Raw genomic sequence first — 25,982 nt, forward strand, 5'->3', positions numbered from 1 at the left:
ATACCGAATCGTGACCCGAGATGTAACCCCTATGGGGGAATTTTCACGGCCGGAACCCAGTTTCCGCGACGAGCGGTCACCGTTCGACTGCGAACGGCGGTCCCGCTTGGGCGCGACCTAACTCCGTTGCGCCGAAAGGACCTCGGTGCCGATGATCCGGGGCTGCGTCGTGTCGGTGAGCCAGAAGAGCTGTTCGAGGCGCAGCCAGCCGCCGTCGAGCTCCTGCATCGACACGACCGCGAGCACCGACCCGTCCGGCCGCAACGACGTCTGGTCGACGTTCACCAGCTTGATCATCCCCCAGGAGTCGACGAACTCCTCCGGGTTCGCGCCGACCAGGTCCGGGGACAGCAGCTTGGCCGCCGATTTGGGCTTCGTCGTGAGCAGCTCGTAGAACCGCTTCACCACGTCGACCTGCGGCTGGGGACCGACCGTGACCTCCGGCGTGGCCGGTTCGGACGTCTCCAGCAGCAGTGCGGACGGATCCGGCACCGGGGCCGCGACGGCCGCGCTGGGCTGCCTCGGCGCGCGCTCGTCCGGCAGCTGCGCGGACAGGACGTCGGGGCGCAGCGCGCTCGCACCGGACAGCGCGACGGGACGCTGGGCGACCGGGATGCCGTTGTTCGCCGGGCTCCTGCTCGCGAGGACCGCGGCACCGGCGATGGACGAGACCAGGACGACCGCGCCGGCGAGCAGGCCCGCGGCCCTGGCGGCGCGGCTGGACCTGGCGCGGCGGCGGCGGCGACCGGGCACGGCCGGGATCACCGCCGTGGTCGCCGTCATGTCCTCGGTCGGACCGAGCAGTGATGTGACGAGAGCATCGGTGGCGGCCTCCTCGGTGGAGAGGATGCGCATCGGGCCAGGCTGCTGCTTCATCAGCTCAGCCACGCTGATCGAGCCGGCGCGGGTGTGTCTCCGCCCGGTCGTCGCGGGACGCTGCACTGCTCAGGTCCTCCGTACTGTCCGTGGTCACCTGAAGACGTACCGTGGCTTCGCGTGACCGTGCCAGCGTGCGGCTGAACTTCATCCGTTCGTGGCGGTCAGCGGCCTCAGGATCCGCTCGAAGGTGCTACTTACTACATTCGGTCGCACCGGGTATGACCTTGAGCGGCTTCAGCCGCCGGTCTTCAACCGTTCACCGTTGATCAGCGGAAGGTCGCCGGCGGTGAAGCTGAGCTCGCGCTTCTCGGTGCTGACCGTGCCGTCCTTCTTGGTCACCCGCAGCAGGCTGACGGTGAGACCCCTGCCCGGGTCGACCACGATCTCCTTCACCTCGATCAGCGAGATGTCGGCGAGCCTGCCCTCCAGCAACACGCCCGCGTTCGACCTCACGGGGTCCGTCGTCAAGGCGAGCGCCGTGTCGGCGTTCGTCACCATCCCGCTGTAGAAGCTCTCGGTCTGCTCGGCGATCTTGCCGCCGTCGACGACGGGAGCCTCGGTGACCGGCACCGTCGTGATCACGGGCGGGAGCGTCCCGGACGGCGGGGTGACCGCGGTGGACGCGCGGCCGCTGGTGCCCGGTGCGCTGGACCCGCGTCCCGTGCCCGGCGCGGGCGCGACCCTGCCGGTGTTCGCGGCCGACGGACTGGTGCCGGTGGCCGAGGGGGTCGTGGTGCCGCCCGTGGGCAGCTGCGAGATCAGCGGCACGTCCGACGGGTAGCCGGGCAGGCCCACCGTCTCGACCTCGCCGCCACCGCCGACGAGCTTGGCCGCCGCGACGCTCAGCCCGACCAGGACGAGCACCGAGGAGACGACGGCGAACCAGGCCGCGCGCTTCCACGTCCGCGGCGGCGTGACCGAGGCGGGCACCAGGCCGATGTTGAACTTCCTCAGCCCGTCGGTGTCCTGCAGCGGGTCGGTCCGGTGGCGGCGCGGCAGCGGGATGCGGTCACCTCCGACGACGGGCCGCGGTGGTGCGAGCCCGTCGACGAGGCGATGTTTGCCCGGCAGTTCGTCCATCCCGACACCCCTCTGCGACGCAACCAGGGTAGGGCCGTTCGGAGGTGCCGAACCAACCGGAAGGGGGCGTTCAGGACGAGTGACACTCTTTTGTGTGAAGCCGCTAGCGGGGCGGGAGCTGCGCTTGACCGCTGTTCAGCTGCTTGTGAGTCTTCTGCACGCCGTTGAGCGCGACCAGGCCGCTGCCGCCCGCGATGGCCGCGCCGATCACGTCCGCGGCGAGCGCGTCGCCGTTGGTGATGAGCAGGCCGATCGCCGCGCCCGCGGTCGTGGCGATCGCGGTCTTCCAGCGGCTGCGGACGAACTGCGAGACAGGTGCTCCGGCGAGGCCCTTCTTGGTGGCGGCCGAGCCGAGCAAGCCCAGGTAAGCGTCGTGCGCCAAGGCGGCGAGGAGGCCGGCGATGGCGATCAGTGCGGCGATGAGGCCCATGACTCCAGTGTGCCCCTGGATTTTTTCGGTGGACCATCCGTGATCGCCCTGATATCCGATTCGCGTGGACATGTTCTGGCACGACGACTGCCTCGAGCACGACTCCGGCGAGGGCCTGTGGGAGATACCCGGCTCCTGGCCGTGGCTCGACGTGGCCGAGCCGCACCCGGAGAACGCGGCGCGGCTGCGGACGTTCCGGCACGCGCTGACGCACGGCCCTGTGGCGCCGCACCTGAAGTGGCACGAAGGCAGGCATGCGTCGGTGGACGAGCTTCTGCGCGTGCACACGGCGGGCTACTTGGACTCGTTGCGGGTGTCCGAACGTGTGGCGCTGGACGTGAACACGGTCGTGGGGCCGGAGACGTGGCGTGCGGCGTCAGCGGCGGCGGGCACGGCGTTGGCCGCACTGGAGTCAGGCGCACCGCTGGCGTACGCGCTCGTACGGCCGCCGGGGCACCACGCGCAGCCGGACATGGCGGACGGCTACTGCTTCGTGAACAACGCGGCGCTGGTCGCGGAAACCGCGCGACGCCAGGGGATGCGGGTCGCCGTGCTGGACTGGGACGTCCACCACGGCAACGGCACGCAGGAGGTCTTCTACGACCGCGCCGACGTGCTGACCATCTCCGTGCACATGCGGCACGGCTCGTGGGGCACGAACCACCCGCAGACGGGCGCGCCGTCGGAGGTCGGCGCCAACGGCAGAAACGTGAACATCGAGCTGTCACTCGGTGCGGGTGACACGGCCTACCTGCGCGCGCTCGACGAGATCGCCTTCCCGCTGCTGCGCGACTTCGAGCCGGACCTGCTGGTGTGCGCGTCCGGGTTCGACGGGTCGGCGTTCGACCCCAACGGACGCCACAACCTCACGGCGGACGGGTACCGCGAGATCGGCCGCAGGGTGGCGTCGTCCGGTCCGCGCGCGGTGCTCACCCAGGAGGGCGGCTACCTGCGCGGCTACTCGGCGCTGTGCCTGCACGCCCTGGTGGAGGGCCTGCTGCGCCTGCCGGAGCCGTTGCTCGAGGACCCGCTCGCCTACGTGCCGGACGACACCCGGCTCGTGGACGCGGACCTCGCGCACGTCAGGAAGGCTCTGGAGCCTTTTTGGCCCGGCGTCCTGTGACGCCGGGCCGGGCTCTTCCTACCTGCCGAGCGGGCCGCGGCCCATCTTGAGCAGGGTCAGCGCGAGGTCCTTGCCGTCGGGGCCGAGCGGCTTGTAGCGGTTGAGCACGTCGATCTCGCGGTTGTGCACGATCTTCGTGCCGCCGGCGGCCATCCGCGCGGCGCCGATGATCTTGGAGATCTCGACGCGCCGCTGCACGAGGCGCAGTATCTCCGCGTCCAGGTGGTCGATCTCCTCGCGCAGTTCGTTGATGTCCGGCTCGGTGGTGGTGTCCGTCATCGGTCGACCTCTCGACTCTGCGAGCCCTGGCCCGGAAGCAGCGAAGCCCCGGTGTCCGAGGACTCCGGGGCTTCGTGGTGGCTTTGTCGGCGCTAGACGACCACGGGAGCCGGAGTCCGGATCCCGTAGAAAAACTCGAAGAACGTCACGCGCACGAATCCAGTGTTGCACAGAACCTCGGGCGCCTGCCAAGTCCGCGCGGTGAGTGCGCTCACCAGGTGGGAAGCGCTGCCGGCCGTCGCCGCCGGTGCCGAGGCGCGCAGGATCACCTCATCGTGGACGGCGAGGCGTGGCCGGCGCTCGCGGCCCGCCGGGGCGGCGGGGGAGTACGCGCAGGACAGCCCGGAAGTCCAGGCGAGGCGAACGGTCACGGGGCCGTCCGCGCCGGTCGTCGGTTCGTGATCGACATCGGCACCTGATCGAACACGTGGTCGGGTGGTACCGGATTCGTCGGTGCCGCCCGGTACCGTGGATGGACGATGAGCGCCTTGTTCGACTTGCCCTCAAGTCCCCCCGTTTCCCGCGCGGGCCACCTGCTCGACGACCTGAACCCCGCGCAGCGCCGTGCCGTCGAGCACGCCGGCTCGCCGCTGCTCGTGGTGGCGGGCGCCGGCTCCGGCAAGACGCGCGTCCTCACCAGGCGGATCGCGTACCTGCTCGCGGCACGGGACGTGCACCCCGGCGAGATCATGGCCATCACGTTCACGAACAAGGCCGCCGCCGAGATGAAGGAGCGCGTCGCCGACATGGTGGGCGCCCGCGCCCGCTCGATGTGGGTGTCGACGTTCCACTCGATGTGCGTCCGCGTCATGCGCCGCGAGGCGAAGACCCTGGGCATGTCGTCGAACTTCTCGATCTACGACAGCGACGACACGCGGCGCCTCATCACGCTCGTGGCGCGCGATCTCGACCTGGACCCGAAGAAGTACGCGGCCCGCACCCTCGCCGTGCACATCTCGAACCTCAAGAACGAGCTCGTCGACCCCGAGACCGCCACCGCCCAGGCCACGAACGACCTGGAGCGCCGCGTGGCCGAGGTCTACGCGGTCTACCAGCGCCGCCTGAACGAGTCGAACTCGCTCGACTTCGACGACCTCATCATGAGGACCGTCGAGCTCCTGCAGACGTTCCCGGACGTGGCCGAGCACTACCGCCGCCGCTTCCGCCACGTCCTGGTCGACGAGTACCAGGACACGAACCACGCGCAGTACACGCTGGTGCGCGAGCTGGTCGGCAAGGCGGGCGGCGAGATCCCCCCGGCCGAGCTCTGCGTGGTCGGCGACGCGGACCAGTCCATCTACGCCTTCCGCGGCGCCACGATCCGCAACATCGTCGAGTTCGAGCGCGACTACCCGGACGCCACCACGATCCTGCTGGAGCAGAACTACCGCTCCACGCAGAACATCCTGACGGCGGCGAACGCGGTCATCTCCCGCAACCCGAACCGCCGCGACAAGTCGCTGTGGTCCGACCTCGGCGAGGGCGAGAAGATCGTCGGCTACGTCGCCGACAACGAGCACGACGAGGCGGCGTTCGTCGCGAACGAGATCGACCGCCTGGTCGACAGCGGCGAGGTCAACAACTCCGAGATCGCCGTCTTCTACCGCACGAACAACCAGTCGCGGGTCTTCGAGGAGATCTTCATCCGCCTCGGCCTCCCGTACCGGGTCGTCGGCGGCGTCCGCTTCTACGAGCGCCGCGAGGTCCGCGACGCCCTCGCCTACCTGCGCACCCTGGCGAACCCGGAGGACACGGTCTCCCTCCGGCGGATCCTGAACGTCCCGAAGCGGGGCATCGGCGAACGGGCGGAAGCCTGCGTCTCCGCCTACGCCGAACGCGAGCGCATCAGCTTCGCCGCGGCCCTGCGCGACCTCGACCGCGTCCCGATGCTGAACCCGCGCTCCCGCAACGCCATCGCGGGCTTCGTGGAGATGATGGACGAGCTCGGCGAGATGGTCGCCCGCGAGGACGACGTCGCCGACATCCTCGAAGCCGTCCTGGAGAAGACCGGGTACCGCACCGAGCTGGAGGCCAGCGAGGACCCCCAGGACCACACGAGGGTCGAGAACCTCAACGAACTGGTCACCGTCGCCCGCGAGTTCACCGAGCTGGAGCTCCCGGAAGGCGCGGAACCGGTCCCCTCGCTCCCGGCGTTCCTGGAACGCGTCTCCCTGGTGGCCGACGCCGACTCGATCCCGGACGCCGAGTCCGACGGCGTCGTCACCCTGATGACCATCCACACGGCCAAGGGCCTCGAGTACCCGGTCGTGTTCAGCACGGGCTGGGAAGACGGCGTCTTCCCGCACATGCGGGCCCTCGGCGACCCGGCGGAACTGGCGGAGGAACGCCGCCTCGCCTACGTGGGCATCACCCGCGCCCAACGCCGCCTCTACCTCTCCAGGGCCCTGGTCCGCTCGGCGTGGGGCCAGCCCTCGGCCAACCCGGCCTCCCGCTTCCTCGGCGAGATCCCCCAGGACCTCATCGACTGGCGCCGGGTGGAACCCTCCCGCTCGGCCCCGGCCGCCGCCACCACCTGGGGCCGCTCGGCCTCCGGCGGCATCGCCTCCCGAGGCCTCTCCCGCCCGGCCCCGGGCAAGGCGGGCTGGAAGGACGCCCCGGCGATGAAGCTGGAGGTGGGCGACCGGGTGACCCACGACAAGTACGGCCTCGGCCGAGTGGTGGCGGTGGACGGCGCGGGCCTGAGGGCCACGGCGACGATCGACTTCGGCGGCTCGGGCACGGTCCGCCTGATGCTGATCGGCAGCGTCCCCATGACCAAGCTCTAACGCTCCACCTCCACACCACGCAGCAGCCCGCCTGCCGTCGCGCCCCGGCTCGCATGCCGACCGCGACGCCGCACGCGGTCTGTTCGCCGTGTCGCGAGCCTCGGGAGGCGGGCCGTGCTCGGCGCGCCCGCTGGGCTTCCACGCCGGCGCGATCCGAGGATGGGCTGCGCCTGACGCACTCCCAGCCGCGAGTTCTCGGCTGGCATGCCAGAGGCGAGTCGCAGCCACCGCGAGCCGACAGACGAGCTCCCGGCTCGCTGCGACGCCGTAGGCGAGCCCACCGCAAGCGAGGCCGAAGACGAGCCGCAGTGGCTTTGAGCCAAGAAGAGGCTGCGTAGTCCCCGTCACGAGTCGTGTCTCAGCTCTTGCCGCGCGCAACTCGTGACGGGACTACGCAGCCGTCAGGCAACGCCCGCAACCGACCCCGCCCACGAACTCCCCACAGGCCCCCGCCAACCCATCCAGGGGAACGACTTACGAAACCGCCGCGCCTCCAAAAACCCGGACGAACAAACACCCCACCCCCATCCTGAGCAGCCAAGACCCCCCGATCGGATGAACCGAGAAATATCCGGAAAAACAGCGCAACGATCGCCGACCCCGTACGTCTATGTGGGTGTCGCAAGCAGCACAGCCGACGGAACGTTCGGGGCGGTCCGGGGCGCAGGAGGGCAGCGTGCGACCAAGGGGAGCGAAGGGACGGCGGGGGCCCAACTTCGCGGCGAGGTGTGGCCGGACCGAACGGGAGAGCGGTCCGGCCACACTGTCCGTCCGGACTCTCGAAGCACTTCCGCACCGAGCGCCGAGGCAAGGCGCACAACCGCATAAGCGCAGCTGAGGTCCCGCGGGAGAGCGACGCGGAAGGCGCTGCGGACCCGGCGAACCGAGCCGCCGGCCCCGGAGGGCCCGAAAATTGTCAGACCCCCGGAGCATCATCAACCGCATGAGGCCACGACCCCGGCGGGAGAGCTCACGATGGACCACGTACTGGCCGGCGCCCTGCACGAACGTGTGTTCGCAATTCTCGGCGAGTTGGAATGCCGCCAGGACTCCTCGGCGACCAGGACCCTGGCCGAAGCGTGGCGAGCCGTCCTCACCCACCACAGGCAGACCGAGAGCGGGTCCTGCGAGGGCTGCGGTCCGCGCTGGCGCAGGCACATGTGCTCGGTCTGGCGGGTGGCCGCGGCCTACTTCATCCGCTCAGCGCTGTAACGAACCGGCATCGCCGCGACGAAATCGGGGCATCGGCGAAATACAGCGCGACGGCGTGAAGTTGACCCGAAAGCGAGCCCCCGACCGCAACCGCACCACTAGCGCGCGACCCGAGCCGACACCGCCGCAACCGAACTGCAGCACCACCCGAGCCCGACCAGAACGCCACTGGAGCCGAACCGGAGCGGCACCACAGCGGTGCTGAAGTGGCTCCTGAGCCACGAGAGCCGCCTGAGGCGGTCGAACCACCCCGGGCCACCCCGCGAGGTGGCCGGGCAGCCGAAGACGCCTCACAAGGCGACTGAAGCCGTGTTTCAGAGAGCCGGAACCGGGAACAACTGGATCAGACGGTCACGCCGCGAGCGTTCAGCCAGGTCAGCGGGTTGATCTTCTGGCCGTCCGGGTTCCACACCTCGAAGTGCAGGTGGGGGCCGGTGGAGAAGCCGCGGTTGCCCATGCGGGCGATCTGCTGACCGGCCTTGACCTGCTGGCCTTCGCGGACACCGATGGTGTCCATGTGGCCGTAGACGGTGATGGTGCCGTCGGGGTGCTGCACGCGGACCCAGAGGCCGAAGCCGGAGGCGGGACCCGCCTCGATCACGACGCCGTCGGCGGCGGAGACGATCGGGGTGCCGATCGGGCCGGCGATGTCGATGCCGAGGTGCATGGTGCCCCAGCGGCCGCCGTAACCGGAGGTGAACTCGCCGGCGGCGGGGCGGAAGAACTTCGGGCGCTTCTTCTCGGCCTCGACGGCCTCGCGCTCGGTGGTGAGCTGCTGGCTGCGCAGCAGCTTGGCGGCCTCGGCGGAGCCCTCGGCCGTGGTCTTGGAGACCGCGAGGATCTGCGGGGCGGCGGCGGTGTCGCCACCCACGCCGTCGAACGTGGCGGCGCCGTCGGAGTGGTTCGCGAGCTGCACGTCCGTGCTGTCGCCGGCGGCTGCCTGGCCGATCTGGCCGGCGCCTGCTGCGGCGAAGGCACCTACTGCGACGGCGGCGACGACGATGCGTCCGCGAAGCGCCGACGGTGGCGGGGGGAGCCGGTGGGAGCCGACGGTGCGCGTCGAGGCGCGGTCGACTGCCTCTTCAAGCGCAGCACTGCGTTCATGGCCGCCGGGGGAGCGGTGGTGACTCAAAGCTTGCCCTTCCGCCTTCGGGGAGCCTGATCGGGGTGGACGCCGGGCGGGGGATTCCCGGTGAGTCAGGATTCGGGGTTCTGACTCGGTGTCCTTCTGTGATCAGACCGTGACAACGGACCGGGGGACAGTAACGGCGGGGAGCCTCGGAGGGCAAACCCCAGTTCGTTATGTCCTCCCAATGGGCGGCAACCAGCAAGTTTCAACTGTCAACTGTGACGATCGGTCGCAACGGGGGCGCGAAACGCCTCACCGCCAGCGGCGATGGGGTGAGGTGACAAGTCATCCGATCGGGTGATCGCCGTCACAACTACGTGAAGCGTCCTCGTGTCAACCGGCAAAGAAAGGTGACCTGAATCACGTATCTGGTGCTCCTCGACGACCAACGAGGAGTGCTCCAGGCGGGCGTTGCGCTGAGGCACGATGATCTGGTCCATCTCGGACCAGACGACGACGAACCGCGTGCGGCACGGCCGGCACGGCTCGGCGAGTTCCGACAGCAGTTCCGAACCCGGCCGGAGCTGCCGGGTCAGCGGAGTCGGCACCAGATAGGCGGAAAGGGTGCCGTTGTGCGGCGTTCCCAGTGTTACGAGTGTGCGAACGCGTGAGTCGCCATTCAGCCGTTGCACGTAGTACCTGGCGATGAGCCCGCCGAGTGAATGGCCGACGACGTGGACCTGGTCCGAGCCGGTTTCTTCGCAGATCCGCTCGATCTGCTCGCCGAGCAGGGCGGCCGAACGGCGGACGTCACCGGTCAACGCCGTCAGCACGCTGTAGTTGACGGCGTGCACCACCCCGAAGCCCCGCCTTCGCAGCGCCCCCGACAGCACCGCGAAGGCGGAGCGGTTGTCCCCGATGCCGTGCACCAGCACGATCGGGGTGCCCGCCGCGTCCATCGCCGAAACCACCAGCCCGCGCTGGCGGGGCGGCAGGCCGTCGGTGCGGTAGTGCCGGTACGGGCCGTCCGGGCGCAGCTGTTCGGCGACGGCGCCCCACGGGTACAGCACCGCGCGGGCCGTCAGCCAGGCCGCTTCCACCGCGACCCCGCGCACGCCGCCGGGCGAGGCCATCGCCCGGAGCGCGACCTTCACCTCTTCGGCGACGTCCCGCGCGGTGTGGACGCCCCAGCCGGCGCGCTCGAGGGCGGCGTCAGCCAGACGTGTGATCCACGACCGGCCGGTGTCGCCCATGTGAGCGACGGTAGGTGATGAAGTCACGAGCCGGGGGTACCCGCCGCGTCTTTTCCACATGCGAACGAAATTCACCTCAGCGGGACAGCACGGCGACCGAGCCCCCACCCCTCCTATTGCTAGGTTCGCCCGCGATGACTCGCACCGACCTCGAGAACCAGACCCCGGCGGCCGGCAGGCTGCGCACCTCGTGGGCCCTCGCCGCGGCAGGCTCCCTGCTGCTGGCCCTCGGCCCGCTGCTCGGCGTGGTCGACGGCGCGGAACCCGCCTTCACGTCGTGGCCGCTGCTCGCCCTGCTGGCGCTGGCGCCCCCGGCCGTCGCGGGGGTGCTGCTGATGCGCGGCCGCCCGTTCGTGGCGGCGGGGCTGATCGCCGCGGTCGGCGTCTTCGCGGTCGGCCGGCTGCTCGGCGACCTGCTGATCGCCTTCGAGCCGATGGACGTGGCGCGCCCCGAGCTCTTCCGGCCGACGACGCTGCTCGCGGTCACGCCCACCGCCGGCGTCTGGGTGCTGGTGGCCGGGCACCTGCTGGTGATCGCCGGTGGAGCGCTCGCGGCCGGGCGCGCCGGTCTGCCCGCGGACGAGACGGAGCCCCCGACCCTGGTGGGCCTGCCGGTGATGATCGCCGCGGTGGCCGCCATCGGGCTGCTGGGCAAGCCCTTCACCTCGACCGACGCCTTCCAGCTCGACCGCGGCCCGTGGGAGCTGCCCGTCCTGGGGCTGGTCGGCGGCCTGCTGGTCGCGATCGCCGTCCCGCTGGCCACCGCCTTGTCGGCCACCTCGCCCGACCCGGACACCCGCCAGGGCGGCAGCATCGGCGTGGCGCTGGCCGTGCTCGCCGTCGCGGCGCCGGGACTCGCGGCCGGCGCGCTGGCCCCGGGGCTCGGCGTCAGCCCGGGACCGGTGACCGCGCTGGTCGCCGCGATCGTCCTGCTCGGCGCCCCTCTCCACGGCCGCGCCCTGCGGCTGGCCCGCGGCGAGCGCGACGAGGTGCGCGACCCCGCCCTGCCGTCCCTGCGGCGCATGCACGTCATCGCGGGGGCCTTCGCCGTCGCCGCGGCGGTGGCGGTGCTGGTGGGCGCCCTGCTCCCGCAGCTCACGCTCACCACGGGCGGCCCGGCACCCGAGCTGGCGGCCGTGAGCCTGCTGCGGGTGGCCGGACTGGCTCTCGGCGTGGTCGGACTCCTCTTGTTCGTGCCCTCCACCGCTCCCGCGGTGCGCCCGGCACTCGTCGGTGTGTTCTTCGCCGTGCAGCTCGCGGCGGCGGGCACCACGGAGTCCGTGCTGGCGGCGAGTCAGGCGGGCGTCGCGCAGCCCGGCGCGGGCTTCTGGCTGATGGTCGTCGAACTGCCTCTCGGCCTGCTGGCCCTGGTCTGCGCGGGGATCGCCGCCGCGATCGAGCGGGAGAACGCCGGGGAGGTCAAGCGGGAGCAGACACCGGTGGCCGAGCTGGGCGCCGTGCTGCTCGCCGGGATCTTCGCGGTGGGCGCCTTCGCGCTGCCGACCACGCGCGGCGGCGGGTTCGAGTCGCCGGGCCTGCTGCCGGGCACCGACCCCGCGGTCTCCTGGACGCTGCTGATCTCCCTCACCGCACTGATCATCAACCTCGTGCTGGTGAACAGGTCGAGGCCCGCTCGCGGTGCCGCGGTCCTCGCGGGGTTCGCGGTCCTGGCCGGCGTGCGGGCGCTCGAACTGCCTCTGACGGGGGACAGGGTCGAGAACGCCGTCGCGGCGCCCGGGACGTGGCTCGCGCTGGCTTCGGTCGTGGCTCTGGTGCTCGCGGCGGGCTTGATGGGCGCTCGCGGGAACCGCTGAAAACGGCCTCCAGGCGTGGGTTTCCTTATAACGCGCGCGCACGCGTGATCGACCTCACCGCCGTTGAGACCGACCTCACCGGTGGTGGCGTGCGAGCGGTACCTGCAGCTCGATAGTGTCTGGGCCCAGCCGCGTCAAGTGGGTTCGCACGGCCCCTTGAGGACCACCCAGGCGCGGTGTTCCGACACCGACGTCGCAGGAGACCCGAGTGGACCTGTACGAGTACCAGGCGAAGGACCTCTTCGCCGCCCACGGCGTCCCGGTACTGCCGGGCGATGTGGCTACCAACCCCGCCGACGCCAAGGCCATCGCCGCGAAGTTCGGCCAGGCAGTCGTCGTCAAGGCCCAGGTGAAGACCGGTGGCCGCGGCAAGGCCGGTGGTGTGAAGCTCGCTTCCACCGCCGAGGAGACCGAGGAGAAGGCCAAGGCCATCCTCGGCCTCGACATCAAGGGGCACATCGTTCACCGCGTGCTGGTGACGCCCGCCTCCGACATCGCGGAGGAGTACTACTTCTCCTTCCTGCTCGACCGCGCCAACCGCACCTTCCTCGCCATGGCGAGCGTCGAGGGCGGCATGGACATCGAGGAGGTCGCGGCCACCAAGCCCGAGGCCCTCGCGAAGATCCACATCGACGCCATCAAGGGTGTCGACCAGGCCAAGGCCACCGAGATCGCCGACGCGGCGAACTTCCCGGCCGAGGTCAAGGACCAGGTCGTCGACGTCATCGTCAAGCTGTGGGAGACCTTCGTCGCGGAGGACGCCACGCTCGTCGAGGTCAACCCGCTGGTCCGCGACCCCGAGGGCAAGGTCATCGCCCTCGACGGCAAGGTCACGCTGGACGAGAACGCCGACTTCCGCCACCCGGCCCACGCCGAGCTGGTCGACAAGCAGGCCGAGAACCCCCTCGAGGCGAAGGCCAAGGAGAAGGGCCTCAACTACGTCAAGCTCGACGGCGAGGTCGGCATCATCGGCAACGGCGCGGGTCTCGTGATGTCCACCCTGGACGTCGTGGCGTACGCCGGTGAGCAGTACGGCGTGAAGCCCGCGAACTTCCTCGACATCGGTGGCGGCGCGTCGGCCGAGGTCATGGCCAACGGCCTGGACGTCATCCTCGGAGACGAGGCCGTCCGCTCAGTCTTCGTCAACGTCTTCGGCGGCATCACCGCGTGCGACGCCGTGGCCAACGGCATCGTGAAGGCGCTGGAGATCCTCGGCGACTCGGCCACCAAGCCGCTCGTCGTCCGCCTCGACGGCAACAACGTGGAGGAGGGCCGCGCGATCCTCGCCGAGGCCAACCACCCGCTGGTGACCGTTGTCGACACGATGGACAACGCGGCCGCCAAGGCCGCCGAACTCGCGGCTGCGGGGGTCTGAGAACGATGGCTATCTTCCTCAACGAGAACAGCAAGGTCATCGTCCAGGGCATGACCGGTGCCGAGGGCACCAAGCACACCAAGCGCATGCTCGCGTCCGGCACGAACATCGTCGGTGGCGTGAACCCGCGCAAGGCGGGCGAGAAGGTCGACTTCGACGGCACCGTCCTCCCGGTCTTCGGCACCGTCAAGGAGGCCATGGAGGCCACCGGCGCGAACGTGACCGTGATCTTCGTCCCGCCGGCCTTCTCCAAGGCCGCCGTCGTCGAGGCCATCGACGCCGAGATCGAGCTGGCCGTCGTCATCACCGAGGGCATCCCGGTGCACGACACCGCCTACTTCTGGGCGCACGCCGTCGCGACGGGCAACAAGACCCGCATCATCGGCCCGAACTGCCCCGGCATCATCAGCCCCGGCAAGTCGAACGCCGGCATCATCCCCGCGAACATCGCGGGCTCCGGCAAGATCGGTCTGGTGTCGAAGTCCGGCACGCTGACCTACCAGATGATGCACGAGCTGCGGGACTTCGGTTTCTCCACCGCGATCGGCATCGGTGGCGACCCGATCATCGGCACCACGCACATCGACGCCCTGGAGGCCTTCGAGGCCGACGAGGAAACCGTCGCGATCGTGATGATCGGTGAGATCGGTGGCGACGCCGAGGAGCGCGCGGCGGCGTACATCAAGGAGAACGTGACCAAGCCGGTCGTCGGCTACGTCGCGGGCTTCACCGCCCCCGAGGGCAAGACCATGGGCCACGCCGGCGCCATCGTCTCCGGCTCGGCGGGCACCGCGCAGGCGAAGAAGGAGGCCCTCGAGGCCGCCGGCGTCAAGGTCGGCAAGACGCCGTCCGAGACCGCCGCTCTGATGCGCGAGATCATGAACGCTCTCTGATCCGCACACTTCGAGCACCCCTGGGCCGGATTCCGAGTACTTTCGGAGTCCGGCCCTCGCTCATGTGGCGGAACCGAGCCGATCGGTCCACCGTCTGAGCAGCTGGCACGAATCCGCAGCCGCCTCCGCAGGAGCGGTGACGATCACTGCTAGCGTCTTGAGAATCACTCGGTTGGAGGAGGAGACCTCGACATGTCCGTGCCTTACGGCGCACCCCAGCAGCAGCCGCCGGGTCCGGCACAGCACCAGGCACCTCATCAGGCCCCTGGCGCCCCCGGCGCCAACAGCATCAACCTGGGGCTGATCCTCCCGCTGGTCGCGGCCGGCCTCGGCCTGGTCGCGTACCTCGTCGCGTTCGCGGATGACGTCAGCGGCAACGTGACCTACCTGATCGCCGCCGGTCTGCTCGCGGGGCTCTCGGTCCTGCCGAACGTCCCGAAGGGCTTCGTCCCGGTCGCCGCGGTCCTCGCGGCCGTCCAGACGATGCTGCAGTTGCAGGGCATCATCAAGTCGCCGTCCGTGCAGGGCCTCGACATCGTGCTGCTCATCGTGGCGTTGCTGGAGACGGCGGCCATCGTGCTCGCCTTCCTGCTCGCCGAGGGCATCGTGAAGTTCGAGCCGAAGCCCGCGAACCCGTACGCCGGTCACCCGCAGCAGCACCAGGGCCAGCCCGGTGGCTGGAACCCGCAGTCCGGCGCGTTCCCGCAGCAGCACCAGCAGCAGCACGCCGGGCCCCAGCAGGCGCCGCAGCAGTTCGGCCAGCAGCAGTTCGGCCAGCAGCCGCAGCAGCCCGCGCAGCAGCCGGGCCAGCCGCCGCAGCAGACCAGCTTCATGCCGCAGCCGGGCCAGTTCGGCTCGCCGGGCACGCCGCCCGGTGGCTTCGGCGGACCGCAGCAGTAACGGTCCGCACACCGTTCGTCCGCTGTGGTGATGTCCTTCAGGGGTGGTGCCGGATCTCCGGTGCCACCCCTGTCGCATACCCCGGCGTGCCTGCCCCGAACGGCCCAGCCCGCCTGACACAGTGGGGAAATGCCCGTGCTGCAACGCGACGTGACCCGCGAGGTCGACACCGTGCGCCCACCGGAGTTCTCGCGGTCCGAACGCGTGCGCGTGCTCGCCGCCGCCGCGGTCGGGTCGGTGGTCGTCGGGTACGCCGCGGTGGCCGCGGTCCTCGCGCTGGTCTCCGCGACGGCCACGTACGCCGAGTTCTCGACCTCCGGCGTGCTCAGCGCCGCCGCACCCGCGTGGCTGGCGGCGCACCACGTGCCGCTGCGCTTCGATTCGGGCCAGTTCGGGGTCCTGCCGCTGCTGCCCACCGCGCTGCTGATGCTGCTGGTCGGCCGCACCGCCGCGGGCACGGCGGACCGCCTCGGGCTCTACGAACCGCTGCAGGCGCGCGGCGTCGTGCTCAGCATCGCCGGCTCGCACGCCGTGGTGGGCGGCGCGATCGCGCTGGTCATGGGTGACGGCGTCGTGCGCGCCACCCCGGCCGTCGCGTTCTTCGGCTGCGCCGCCGTCTCGGGCCTCGCCGCCACGATCGGCGTGGCTCGCCGCTGCGGCCTGGTCGAGATGGTGTTCGACAAGCTCGACCCGGTGGCGCTGCACGGGTTGCGCGCCGGGTTCATGGCGTTGTTCGCACTGGTCAGCGTCGGTTCGCTGGCGGTGGCGGCCGGGCTCGCCGTCTCCTGGCCGACGACCAGCGGGCTCTTCGCCGAGGCCGGTCAGTCGGTCGGCGTCGGTCTCGGCGTGTGGCTGCTGTGCCTCGGCTACCTGCCGAACGCGATCATCGCCGGGTTCTCCTACGTCGCGGGCGCCGGGTTCTCGCTGGGCGGGGTCGAGGTGTCGCCGACGCGGTTCGTCGGCGGCCCGGTCCCGCCGGTGCCGCTGCTGGCGGCGCTGCCGGAGAACGCGCACGTGTGGACTCCCGCCGTGCTCGTGGGCGTCGCCGTGATCGGCGTGCTCGTCGGCTGGACCTGCCGCAAGGTGTCCGACCGGCCGGCCTCGCGGCTGCGCGCGGTGCTGGTCGCCGCGGTCACGGCCGGAGTCGGCAGCCTCGTGCTCGCCGCGACGGCCGGCGGACGGCTCGCGGGCGGCGCGTTCGACCCCGTGACGGTGCCGGCCGGTCTGCTCGGACTGCTGGTGGCGCTGTGGGTGCTCGTGCCGGGAGCGCTGGTCGCGTGGCTCGCCGGCACCCGCGCGAAGGCCGCGGTGGCGGTGAGCGGCGCCGAGTTCGTCGAGCCGGACTACGACGAGGACGCCGAAGCCGCCGACCAGGACGTCGTGTTCGAGGACGACGAGCTCACCGACCAGTTCGAGCAGCTCGAGGTCGTGGACGCCGACGAGTTCGAGGTCGAGGAGGACCTCGACGCCGACGACTACTACGACGAGGACGAGTACGACGACTACGCCGACGAGGAGGACGCGGCCGGGGACATCGCCGACGAGGAGCCCGAAGACGTTGCCGGCGAAGAGGAAGAACCCCTCGACGACGAGGAGGGGGAACCCGCCGCGGACGAGGAGGACCTCGACGCGGAGTTCGACGAGATGCTGGGCATGGAGCCCGAGGAGGACCTGGACGGCAAGGCCGGACGGTGACGTCCTAGGCTGCTCCTGAGCTGCTGCAACGACCAGGAGTAGACGCTGAGCACCGAACTTCGGCTTCCCACACCGGCGCGCGTCGTCGTACTCGTCTCCGGTTCCGGAACCCTCATGCAGGCCCTGCTGGACGCCGACCTCCCGATCGAGGTGGTGGCCGTCGGCGCCGACCGCGAGAACATCGAGGGCCTCGAGCGCGCCGAACGCGCCGGGGTGCCGCACTTCGTCGTGAAGCTGCGCGACCACGCCGACCGCACGGCCTGGGACGCCGCCCTCACCGAGGCCGTCGCGTCGCACGAGCCCGACCTGGTCGTGTCCGCCGGCTTCATGAAGATCATCGGCGAGCAGTTCCTCGCCCGCTTCGGCGGCCGGATGATCAACACCCACCCCGCGCTGCTGCCGGCCTTCCCCGGCGCGCACGGCGTGCGGGACGCCCTGGCCTACGGCGTGCACGTCACCGGCTCGACGGTGCACCTGGTCGACGCGGGCGTCGACACCGGGCCGATCCTCGCGCAGGAGGCCGTCGCCGTCGAACCCGGCGACACCGAGGAGACCCTGCACGAACGCATCAAGGTCGTCGAACGCCGGCTGCTCGTCGAGACAGTCGGCCGACTCGCCCGCGAGGGCTGCACCGTGAACGGACGAAAGGTGAGCATTCCGTGAGCACTCCTGCCGAGAGGCGACCGGTCCGCCGGGCCCTGATCGGGGTCTCCGACAAGGCCGGCCTGCTGGAACTGGCCACCGGCCTGCACGCGGCCGGGGTCGAGATCGTCTCCACCGGCGGCACCGCGAAGGTGCTGGCCGACGCGGGCGTCCCGGTGACGCCGGTCGAGCAGGTCACCGGGTTCCCCGAGTGCCTCGACGGCCGCGTCAAGACGCTGCACCCGCGCGTGCACGCCGGTCTGCTCGCGGACCTGCGCAAGGACTCGCACGTCGAGCAGCTGCGCGAGATGGACATCGCGCCGTTCGACCTGCTGGTCGTGAACCTGTACCCGTTCACGCAGACCGTCGCGTCCGGCGCGAGCCCCGACGAGTGCGTCGAGCAGATCGACATCGGCGGTCCCGCGATGGTCCGCGCGTCGGCGAAGAACCACGCCAACGTCGCCGTCGTCGTCGACCCCTCCCGCTACGGGTGGGTGCTGGAGAACGTCCGCGAGGGCGGCTTCACCCTGGCCGACCGGCAGAGGCTGGCCGCGGACGCGTTCCGGCACACCGCGACCTACGACGTCGCCGTGGCGTCGTGGATGGGCAACGCCCTGGCGCCGGACGACGAGGGCAGCGGCTTCCCCGGCTGGGTCGGCGCGACCTGGAACCGCTCGAACGTGCTGCGCTACGGCGAGAACCCGCACCAGAGCGCCGCGATCTACACGCAGGGCGACGGCAGCGTGGGCCTGGCGTCGGCGAAGCAGTTGCACGGCAAGGAGATGTCGTACAACAACTACCTCGACGGCGACGCCGCGTGGCGTGCCGCGTGGGACCACGAGCTGCCGTGCGTCGCGATCATCAAGCACGCCAACCCGTGCGGCATCGCGGTGTCCGAGCTGAGCATCGCGGACGCGCACCGCAAGGCGCACGAGTGCGACCCGCTCAGCGCGTTCGGCGGCGTCATCGCGGCGAACCGCGAGGTCACCGTCGAGATGGCCGAGTTCGTCTCGGAGATCTTCACCGAGGTCGTCATCGCTCCGTCCTACGAGGACGGTGCTGTCGAGGTGTTGCAGCGCAAGAAGAACGTGCGCCTCCTCGTGGCCGAGCCCCCGGCGCGCGGTGGCGCCGAGATGCGCCCGGTGTCCGGCGGCCTGCTGCTGCAGCAGCGCGACGCCGTCGACGCCTCCGGTGACTCGCCGGAGAACTGGACGCTGGCGGCCGGCGAGCCCGCGGACGAGAAGACGCTGGCGGACCTCGAGTTCGCGTGGCGCGCCATCCGCGCGGTGAAGTCGAACGCGATCCTGCTGGCGAACGACGGTGCCACCGTCGGCGTCGGCATGGGCCAGGTCAACCGGGTCGACTCGTCGCACCTCGCGGTGAAGCGCGCCGGTGCGCGGGCCGAGGGCGCGGTCGGGGCCTCCGACGCGTTCTTCCCGTTCCCGGACGGCCTCGAGGTGCTGCTGGAGGCCGGCGTGCGCGCGGTCGTGCAGCCCGGCGGGTCGGTGCGCGACCCCGAGGTGATCGCGAAGGCCGAGGAGGCGGGCGTCACGCTGTACCTGACGGGTACGCGCCACTTCGCCCACTGATCTTCTCCGACGAGCGGGGCCGCCTCCTGGTGGAGGCGGCCCCTTCGCGTCGCTACAGCTTCGCGACCAGCTCTTCGGCGATGCCCTTCGCGGCGGCCTCGAGCTCCGCCGGGTCGGGTTTGCTGTTGGTGAACAGGCCCGCGTCCCAGCCGGAGATGTCGACCTCCGCGACGGTGTCGCCCTTGCGCACGACGACCGAGAGCTCGGTGAACGCCGAGTTCGTCTCCGCCAGCACCGCCGTGGCCTCGTCCCCGAGCCCTTCCAGCGGCTTCTGCCGCGGGGTGCTCTGGGTGTTGGCCATGTTCTGCCCGACGATCCGGTCGAACTCGCTCTCCGCGTCCTCCTGTCCCTGGGAGACGAAGACCGTGGTGCTGCGCTGGCCCGAGCCGTCGACGCCCTTGGTCTGGTTCCACCCGCAGGTCGTGTGCGTGCCCCTCGCCAGCTTCGACTCGCGCGAGGCGAGGCCGTTCGGGTTCGTCGTGCGCGCCTTGGCCAGCGCGGCCTCGGAGACGTTGCCGCACGCCGCGGGCAGCTTGTCGGCGCGTTTGGGGCTGCCGCTGCTCCCGTTGACGTTGAGGTGGATCACCAGCGCGGTGATGACGCCGCCGAGCGCCAGGACGCCGAAGAGGATCCCGACGACCAGCGGTGCCTTGCTCTTCACGGGTGGTCGCGGTGGCCCCCAGCCGGGCTGGTGCGGGTGGCCCGGCTGCGGCTGCCAGCCCTGCTGCTGCTGTGGCTGCCAGCCCTGCGGTGGAGGCGGCGGTGGCTGCTGGTGCCAGCCGTGCGGAGGTGGTTGGTTCACGGTTTCCCCAGTTCCAGGTCCTGTTCGCGCCACGGTAGAGGACAGCCCGGACGTGTGTGGCCGTGTCCACCAAAAGGGTGACGCTCCGGCATTGACACGAGGGTGCGTCCACGCGCTACGATCATCACGTTCGTTCGAACAAGAGTTCGAATAAGCAAGTCGCCGAACTTCCCGCGGCGGCCGTGCACAGGGGTGCGCACGGTCCGAGACGGGAGGTGGGTGGGAGTGTCCAGGTCGGCAACGGCGTCGTTGGCCGCGCTCGGGGTGAACCCGGCCAGCGAGCTGACCAGCACCACCACCGACCAGACCACGGGGCGGGTGCTGCCGGTTCGCGGGGAACTGGCGGGCCTGCTGCCGTGGGGCGGCTTGCGGCGAGGCAGCACGGTGTCGGTGGGCGGATCGACATCGTTGCTGCTCGCCCTGCTCGCGGACGCGACCGCGGACGGCTGCTGGGCCGCCGTGGTCGGTCTGCCCGGGGTGGGGGTGCTGGCCGCGGCCGAACTGGGTGTCTCGGTGCAACGGCTGGCACTGGTCCCACAGCCCGGCTCCGACCCCGGTCCGGTGATCGCGGCCCTGCTGGACGGCATCGACCTGGTGGCCGTCGCCTGCCCACTGCCTCCCTCCCTCGCCCGGCGGCTCACGGCCCGAGCGAGACAGCGCCGTGCCGTGCTCATCGCCTTCGGGCCCTGGCCCTCGGCGGACGTGGAGCTGACCGCGGAGTCCGTGCGCTGGAACTCCCTCGACGACGGCGCGGAGACGTTGCGGCGTCAGGAGATCAGCGTGCGCAGCGGTGGCCGCGGCTCGGCGGGCAGGCCCCGGCGCGTGCTGCTGTCGTTCGGTGAAGAGGAAATCGAGCTCCCGCTGGTGGCCGGTGGACCGGCCGGATCCGACGAGCCGGCTGATGCCGGTCCGGACCGAGCCGACGAACTGGCCTCCAGGCGGGCTGCAACCCGGGGTCGTCCCGCGTGAAGGACACCCGTCTGATCGCGGTCTGGAGTCCCGACTGGCCCGTCGTCGCCGCCTGCACCGCCACCGGCACCGCCCCGCACGTGCCGGTGGCGGTCGTCGACGGCAACGAGGTCGTGTCCACCTCGGCCGTGGCGCGCAGGGAGGGCATCCGCCGGGCCATGCGCAAACGCGCGGCCGAGGCGATGTGCCCGGAGCTCGTCACGTTCGCGCACGACCCGCAGCGCGACGCGCGGTACTTCGAGCCGGTCGCGGAGGCCGTCGAGGAGCTCGCCCCCGGCATCGAGGTGGTGCAGCCGGGGCTGGTCGCGGTGCCGGCGCAGGGCCCGGTCACCTACTTCGGGTCCGCGGAGCAGGTGGCCGAACGCATCGTCGACCACGTCGCGGCGCGGACCGGCACCGAGGTCCAGGTGGGGCTGGCCGACAGCCTGTTCGCGGCGGCGAAAGCCGCGCACCGGGGCGTGGTCGTGCCGCAGGGCCGGACCGCGGAGTTCCTGGGACCGCTGGGAGTGCACGAGCTCGACGCGCCCGAACTGGTCGACCTGCTCAGGAGGCTCGGCCTGAAGACGCTCGGCGCGTTCGCGGAGATCCCGGAGAAGTCCGTGGCGACGCGGTTCGGCGGTCCGGCGACGAGGCAGCACCGCCTCGCCAGGGGACTGCCGGAACGGCCGCTCGACAAGCGCAGGCCCGCGCCCGAACTCGCCGTCGCGGAGACCTTCGACGAGCCGGTCGAGCGCATCGACTCGGCCGCGTTCGCCGCGAAGGTGCTGTCGGAACGGCTGCACGAGAACCTCTCCGCCCGCGGCCTCGCCTGCACGCGGCTCGGCATCCACGCCCGCACCGGGAACGGCGAGGAGCTGCACCGGGTGTGGCTGGCCGCGGAACCGTTGACGCCCCAGGGGATCGCGGACCGGGTGCGCTGGCAGCTCGACGGCTGGCTGACCCGCGAACGCCTCACCTCGGGCATCAGGACGCTCACCCTCGAACCGGCCGAGGTCGTCGACGGCACCGCGTTGCAGCTCGGGCTGTGGGGCCACGACGACGAACGCGCGGTGCGGGCGTTGCTGCACGTGCAGGGCCTGCTCGGGCCGGACGGCGTGCTCACCGGAGTGCTCGACGGCGGTCGCGGGCCGAAGGAGCGGGTGAGGCTCGTGCCGTGGGGCGACGAACGCACCCCGGCCAGGAACCCGGACCACCCGTGGCCGGGCCGGCTCACCAGGGCGCCCGCGACGCTCGCCGACGACCCGGCCGAGCTGGAGGACGAGAACGGCGGCGACGTCGGTGTGACCGGCCGGCTCGAGCTCACCGCGCGGCCGAAGAAGCTGGTCGTGAGGGGGAGGGCGCGGGAGGTCACGGCGTGGGCGGGGCCGTGGCCGGTCGACGAACGGTGGTGGGCGCCGGACCCGCACCGGGCCGCGCGCGTGCAGGTGCAGACGAACGAGCAGGCGTTCCTGCTGGTCCGCAGGGACCAGAGGTGGTTCCTGGAAGGGGTGTACGACTGATGCAGGACGAGTACTGGGACCTGGTGGAGAGCTCGGTCCCGTTGCCGCGCAAGGCAGCTGACCGAGAGCGCTGATGGGCTGGAACAACCCGCCGGTCCGCTGGAAGGGCCTCGAACGAGCCCTCTCCGGTACACCGGCCGACCAGAAACCCGATGGCGGCGACGGTCCCGCGTGGTCGCGCCGCCGCGACCGCTACACCGCCCCGCCGGGGTTCGAGCTGCGCGTCGACGAGCTCGCGGTCACCCGCAAGCGCGTGCCGTACGCGGAGCTGCACTGCCACAGCAACTTCAGCTGGCTCGACGGCGCGAGCCACCCCGAGGAGCTCGTCGAGGAGGCGCAACGGCTCAAGCTCGACGCGATCGCGATCACCGACCACGACGGCATGTACGGCGTGGTGCGGTTCGCCGAGGCAGCCAAGGAACTCGGCATGCACACGGTGTTCGGCGCCGAGCTGAGCATCGGCCTGAGCAGGCCCGCCAACGGCGAGCCGGACCCCGGGGGCGACCACCTGCTCCTCTTGGCGCGCAAGCAGGACGGCTACCACGCGTTGTGCCGCACGCTCACGACCGGCCACCTCGACGACGGCGCGGAGAAGGGCAAGCCCGTCTACGACCTCGACCAGATCGTCGCCGACACCAGGGACGAGGTCGTCGTGCTGACGGGGTGCCGCAAGGGAACCGTGCGCAGGGCGTTGGCCAGGGAGGGGCCGGAGGCGGCGTTCGAGGAGATCGTCAAGCTCACCGACATGTTCGGCAAGGGCCGCGTCTACGTCGAGCTGACCGACCACGGCCTGCCCGAGGACAGCAGGCGCAACGACATCCTCAACGCGATGGCGCAGAAGCTGTCACTTCCTGTCGTGGCAACGAATGCGGCGCACTACGCGACTCCGAGCCGTGGCAGGCTCGCGGCCGCGATGGCTGCCGTGCGCGCACGGAGCAGCCTCGACGAGATGGCCGGTTGGCTGCCGCCGTCGCCCGCCGCGTTCCTGCGCAGCGGTGAGGAGATGTGGCACCGGTTCCGCCGTTTTCCCGGCGCGGTGCACAACGCGGCGTTGCTCGGCATGCAGCTGGCGTTCGACCTGCGGCTGGTCGCGCCGAAGCTGCCGCCGTTCGACGTGCCGGACGGGCACACCGAGATCAGCTGGCTGCGTCAGCTCACCTACGAGGGCGCACGGCGCAGGTACCCCGGCGGGGACGAGAAGGCGTACCGGCAGATCGAGCACGAGCTGAGGATCATCGAGCAGCTCGGCTTCCCCGGCTACTTCCTCGTCGTGCACGACATCGTGGAGTTCTGCAAGCGCAACGACATCCTCTGCCAGGGCAGGGGCAGCGCCGCCAACTCCGCGGTGTGCTTCGCGCTCGGCATCACCAACGTCGACGCCGTCCGCTTCGACCTGCTCTTCGAACGCTTCCTCGCGCCCGCCCGCGACGGCCCTCCCGACATCGACGTCGACATCGAGTCCGACCGCCGCGAAGAGGTCATCCAGCACGTCTACCGCAGGTACGGCCGCCGGCACGCGGCGCAGGTCGCGAACGTCATCACCTACCGCGCCCGCTCCGCCGTGCGCGACATGGCCCGCGCGCTCGGCCACTCGCCGGGCCAGCAGGACGCGTGGAGCAAGCAGATCGACCGGTGGGGTCCGCTCGGTGCCACGACGGACGACTGCGACATCCCGCGCGACGTGCTGGAGCTGTCCGCGCAGCTGGAGAACTTCCCGCGCCACCTCGGCATCCACTCCGGCGGCATGGTGATCTGCGACCGCGCCGTCAGCGAGGTGTGCCCGGTCGAGAAGGCGCGCAAGGACCAGCGGACGGTCCTGCAGTGGGACAAGGACGACTGCGCGTCCATCGGCCTGGTGAAGTTCGACCTGCTCGGCCTCGGCATGCTCTCCGCGCTGCACTACGCCATCGACCTGGTCCGCGACCACGAGGGCGTCGAGGTGGACATGGGCCGCATCGACCTCAACGACCGGCGCGTCTACGAGATGCTGCAGAAAGCGGACTCGGTCGGCGTCTTCCAGGTGGAGAGCCGGGCGCAGATGGCGACGCTGCCGCGCCTGAAGCCGCAGGAGTTCTACGACCTGGTCGTCGAGGTCGCGCTGATCAGGCCGGGCCCGATCCAGGGCGGTTCGGTGCACCCGTACATCCGGCGCCGCAACAGGCAGGAGGAGTGGGACTACGACCACCCGTTGCTGGAGAACGCGCTGAAGAAGACCTACGGCGTGCCGTTGTTCCAGGAACAGCTCATGCAGATCGCGGTCGACGTCGGCGGCTTCACCGCCGCCGAGGCCGACGAACTGCGCCGGGCGATGGGCGCCAAGCGGTCGACCGCCCGCATGGAACGCCTGCGCGACCGCTTCTACGAGGGCTGCGCCGCCAGGGGAGTCGACGAGGACCTCGCCGGCCGCATCTACGCGAAGCTCCTGGCGTTCGCCAACTTCGGCTTCCCGGAGTCGCACGCGCTGTCGTTCGCGCACCTCGTCTTCGTGAGCGCGTGGTTCAAGCTCTACTACCCGGCGGCGTTCTGCGCGGCCCTGCTGCGCGCCCAGCCGATGGGCTTCTACTCCCCGCAGTCCCTGGTGATCGACGCCCGCCGCCACGGCGTGACGGTGCACGGCCCGTGCGTCAACCGGTCGCTCCCGTGGGCGGGCCTGGAACCGTTCGGGGGAGCCAACGCCGTCCGCATCGGCCTGTCCGCCGTGCGCGGCATCGGCGACGCGGACGCCGAGAAGATCGTCGCCGCCCGGCCGTTCCGCGACATGGAGGACTTCGGCACCCGCGTGCAGCTCACCGCAGCCCAGGTCGAAGCCCTCGCCACCGCGGGCGCCTTCGCGTGCTTCGGCCTGGAACGCCGCGAAGCCCTCTGGGCGGCCGGCGCCGTGGCCGCGATCCGCCCGGACCGCCTGCCCGGCACGACGGTCGGCGTCGACGCCCCCGCGCTGCCCGGCATGGACGACGTCGAACTGGCCGTCGCGGACGTCTGGGCCACGGGCCTGTCCCCGGACAGCTTCCCGACCCAGTTCGTCCGCTCCACCCTGGACTCGATGGGCGCGCTCCCGGTGACCGAGCTGGCATCCGTGCAGCCGGGAACACGGGTGCTGATCGGGGGAGCCGTGACCCACCGGCAACGCCCGGCGACCGCGGGCGGCGTCACGTTCCTCAACATCGAGGACGAGACGGGCATGGTGAACGTCGTGTGCTCGCCGGGGCTGTGGGCGCGGTACCGGCGGGTGGCGCGCAGCAGCGGCGCGATGCTCGTGCGGGGCGTCGTGGAGTCGGCCGAGGGGGTGGTCAGCGTGCTGGCGGACCGGTTGCAGCACTTGGACCTGCGGATCCCGTCGAAGTCGCGGGACTTCCGCTGACCCGGTGTCACGAGAGCCGGCCGGGCACACCGCAGGTGCGAGGCAGATCAGAACAGGTCAGTGCCTGTTGGTGAGTGCCGCTCTCCCCTCCTTGCGAGAGGAGGAAGCCTGCGGCCAGACCGATGATGAACGAGAGAAGCACCACCTGGATCACCTTCGAGACCTTGCACAGAACAACCATGAGCACGCTCCTGGGCTGGAATGGACCACTGCGCTTCGGACAGAACGGCGCGCGATCCAGGATGGCGTGCTGGAGCACACCTCACCGCGTCAGCCGACGCAGGGTCTCCGTGTCACCTGACGCACACCGGCCAGGAGTTGGAGCCGTCCGG

The 25,982-nt window shown here is 71.1% G+C and carries 22 protein-coding genes; 13 read left to right on the top strand and 9 right to left on the bottom strand.

What is annotated here, in order from left to right; all coding sequences use genetic code 11:
* Window positions 1-117: 117 nt before the first annotated feature.
* The 3 genes from V1227_RS31620 to V1227_RS31630 form a co-directional block, all read right to left on the bottom strand.
* Window positions 118-876, bottom strand: coding sequence for a hypothetical protein (locus V1227_RS31620; RefSeq protein ID WP_329788926.1), 759 nt, complete (start codon window positions 874-876; stop codon window positions 118-120).
* Between the two features lie 237 nt (window positions 877-1,113).
* Window positions 1,114-1,959 carry a hypothetical protein gene (locus V1227_RS31625; RefSeq protein ID WP_329788927.1) on the bottom strand — a complete coding sequence of 282 codons (846 nt, stop codon included), beginning with the start codon at window positions 1,957-1,959 and terminating at the stop codon, window positions 1,114-1,116.
* Between the two features lie 103 nt (window positions 1,960-2,062).
* Window positions 2,063-2,389: a hypothetical protein gene (locus V1227_RS31630; RefSeq protein ID WP_236216003.1), complete on the bottom strand. Its 327-nt coding sequence runs from the start codon at window positions 2,387-2,389 to the stop codon at window positions 2,063-2,065.
* Between the two features lie 70 nt (window positions 2,390-2,459).
* Here V1227_RS31630 and V1227_RS31635 point away from each other — a divergent pair, with 70 nt between their 5' ends.
* Complete coding sequence (locus tag V1227_RS31635; RefSeq protein WP_329794156.1) at window positions 2,460-3,512, top strand: histone deacetylase; 1,053 nt, start codon at window positions 2,460-2,462, stop codon at window positions 3,510-3,512.
* An 18-nt stretch (window positions 3,513-3,530) separates the two neighbouring features.
* Here the strand turns inward: V1227_RS31635 and V1227_RS31640 are convergent, their stop codons facing one another.
* Window positions 3,531-3,791, bottom strand: a complete 261-nt coding sequence (locus V1227_RS31640; protein WP_329788928.1) for a chorismate mutase — start codon at window positions 3,789-3,791, stop codon at window positions 3,531-3,533.
* A 92-nt stretch (window positions 3,792-3,883) separates the two neighbouring features.
* Window positions 3,884-4,162, bottom strand: coding sequence for a hypothetical protein (locus V1227_RS31645; RefSeq protein WP_329788929.1), 279 nt, complete (start codon window positions 4,160-4,162; stop codon window positions 3,884-3,886).
* A gap of 108 nt (window positions 4,163-4,270) precedes the next feature.
* Here V1227_RS31645 and pcrA point away from each other — a divergent pair, with 108 nt between their 5' ends.
* The gene (gene pcrA, locus V1227_RS31650; protein WP_329788930.1) at window positions 4,271-6,577 is read left to right on the top strand and encodes a DNA helicase PcrA; all 2,307 of its coding nucleotides are present in this window, start codon (window positions 4,271-4,273) and stop codon (window positions 6,575-6,577) included.
* Window positions 6,578-7,552: 975 nt separating this feature from the next.
* On the top strand, window positions 7,553-7,789 hold the full coding sequence (locus V1227_RS31655; protein ID WP_329788931.1) for a hypothetical protein: 237 nt from the start codon (window positions 7,553-7,555) through the stop codon (window positions 7,787-7,789).
* Window positions 7,790-8,132: 343 nt separating this feature from the next.
* On the opposite strand, the gene V1227_RS31660 is transcribed toward V1227_RS31655, so the two are convergent.
* Both V1227_RS31660 and V1227_RS31665 read right to left on the bottom strand, forming a co-directional pair.
* The gene (locus tag V1227_RS31660; protein WP_329788932.1) at window positions 8,133-8,921 is read right to left on the bottom strand and encodes a M23 family metallopeptidase; all 789 of its coding nucleotides are present in this window, start codon (window positions 8,919-8,921) and stop codon (window positions 8,133-8,135) included.
* A 209-nt stretch (window positions 8,922-9,130) separates the two neighbouring features.
* Window positions 9,131-10,111, bottom strand: a complete 981-nt coding sequence (locus V1227_RS31665) for an esterase/lipase family protein (RefSeq protein WP_329788933.1) — start codon at window positions 10,109-10,111, stop codon at window positions 9,131-9,133.
* Between the two features lie 134 nt (window positions 10,112-10,245).
* Here V1227_RS31665 and V1227_RS31670 point away from each other — a divergent pair, with 134 nt between their 5' ends.
* From V1227_RS31670 to purH, 7 genes are all read left to right on the top strand, one after another.
* Complete coding sequence (locus V1227_RS31670; RefSeq protein WP_329788934.1) at window positions 10,246-11,925, top strand: hypothetical protein; 1,680 nt, start codon at window positions 10,246-10,248, stop codon at window positions 11,923-11,925.
* Window positions 11,926-12,133: 208 nt separating this feature from the next.
* A complete protein-coding gene (gene sucC / locus V1227_RS31675) occupies window positions 12,134-13,300 on the top strand; it encodes an ADP-forming succinate--CoA ligase subunit beta (protein ID WP_329788935.1) in 1,167 nt (388 codons plus the stop codon).
* A 5-nt stretch (window positions 13,301-13,305) separates the two neighbouring features.
* Window positions 13,306-14,193, top strand: a complete 888-nt coding sequence (gene sucD / locus V1227_RS31680) for a succinate--CoA ligase subunit alpha (protein ID WP_236215987.1) — start codon at window positions 13,306-13,308, stop codon at window positions 14,191-14,193.
* Between the two features lie 192 nt (window positions 14,194-14,385).
* Window positions 14,386-15,093 (top strand): DUF5336 domain-containing protein, encoded by a 708-nt coding sequence (locus V1227_RS31685; protein WP_329788936.1) that lies wholly within the window; start codon window positions 14,386-14,388, stop codon window positions 15,091-15,093.
* A gap of 129 nt (window positions 15,094-15,222) precedes the next feature.
* Window positions 15,223-16,788 carry a cell division protein PerM gene (locus V1227_RS31690; protein ID WP_329788937.1) on the top strand — a complete coding sequence of 522 codons (1,566 nt, stop codon included), beginning with the start codon at window positions 15,223-15,225 and terminating at the stop codon, window positions 16,786-16,788.
* A 45-nt stretch (window positions 16,789-16,833) separates the two neighbouring features.
* Window positions 16,834-17,451, top strand: a complete 618-nt coding sequence (gene purN / locus V1227_RS31695) for a phosphoribosylglycinamide formyltransferase (RefSeq protein WP_090094787.1) — start codon at window positions 16,834-16,836, stop codon at window positions 17,449-17,451.
* Entirely contained in the window at window positions 17,448-19,019 is a 1,572-nt protein-coding gene (purH, locus tag V1227_RS31700) for a bifunctional phosphoribosylaminoimidazolecarboxamide formyltransferase/IMP cyclohydrolase (protein ID WP_329788938.1), read from the top strand. The genes purN and purH overlap by 4 nt, the downstream gene beginning before the upstream one ends.
* Before the next feature lie 52 nt (window positions 19,020-19,071).
* On the opposite strand, the gene V1227_RS31705 is transcribed toward purH, so the two are convergent.
* Window positions 19,072-19,821 carry a hypothetical protein gene (locus tag V1227_RS31705; RefSeq protein ID WP_329788939.1) on the bottom strand — a complete coding sequence of 250 codons (750 nt, stop codon included), beginning with the start codon at window positions 19,819-19,821 and terminating at the stop codon, window positions 19,072-19,074.
* 225 nt (window positions 19,822-20,046) lie between these two features.
* Here V1227_RS31705 and V1227_RS31710 point away from each other — a divergent pair, with 225 nt between their 5' ends.
* The 3 genes from V1227_RS31710 (at window position 20,047) to V1227_RS31720 (ending at window position 25,650) form a co-directional block, all read left to right on the top strand.
* Window positions 20,047-20,790, top strand: coding sequence for a hypothetical protein (locus tag V1227_RS31710; protein ID WP_329788940.1), 744 nt, complete (start codon window positions 20,047-20,049; stop codon window positions 20,788-20,790).
* Window positions 20,787-22,289, top strand: a complete 1,503-nt coding sequence (locus V1227_RS31715; protein ID WP_329788941.1) for a DNA polymerase Y family protein — start codon at window positions 20,787-20,789, stop codon at window positions 22,287-22,289. Before V1227_RS31710 ends, V1227_RS31715 begins: the two co-directional genes overlap by 4 nt.
* A gap of 73 nt (window positions 22,290-22,362) precedes the next feature.
* The gene (locus tag V1227_RS31720) at window positions 22,363-25,650 is read left to right on the top strand and encodes an error-prone DNA polymerase (protein WP_329788942.1); all 3,288 of its coding nucleotides are present in this window, start codon (window positions 22,363-22,365) and stop codon (window positions 25,648-25,650) included.
* A gap of 7 nt (window positions 25,651-25,657) precedes the next feature.
* Here the strand turns inward: V1227_RS31720 and V1227_RS31725 are convergent, their stop codons facing one another.
* On the bottom strand, window positions 25,658-25,804 hold the full coding sequence (locus V1227_RS31725; RefSeq protein WP_329788943.1) for a hypothetical protein: 147 nt from the start codon (window positions 25,802-25,804) through the stop codon (window positions 25,658-25,660).
* Window positions 25,805-25,982 lie beyond the last annotated feature (178 nt).

Source organism: Lentzea sp. DG1S-22 (assembly GCF_036321065.1).
Classification (GTDB): Bacteria; Actinomycetota; Actinomycetes; order Mycobacteriales; family Pseudonocardiaceae; genus Lentzea; species Lentzea jiangxiensis.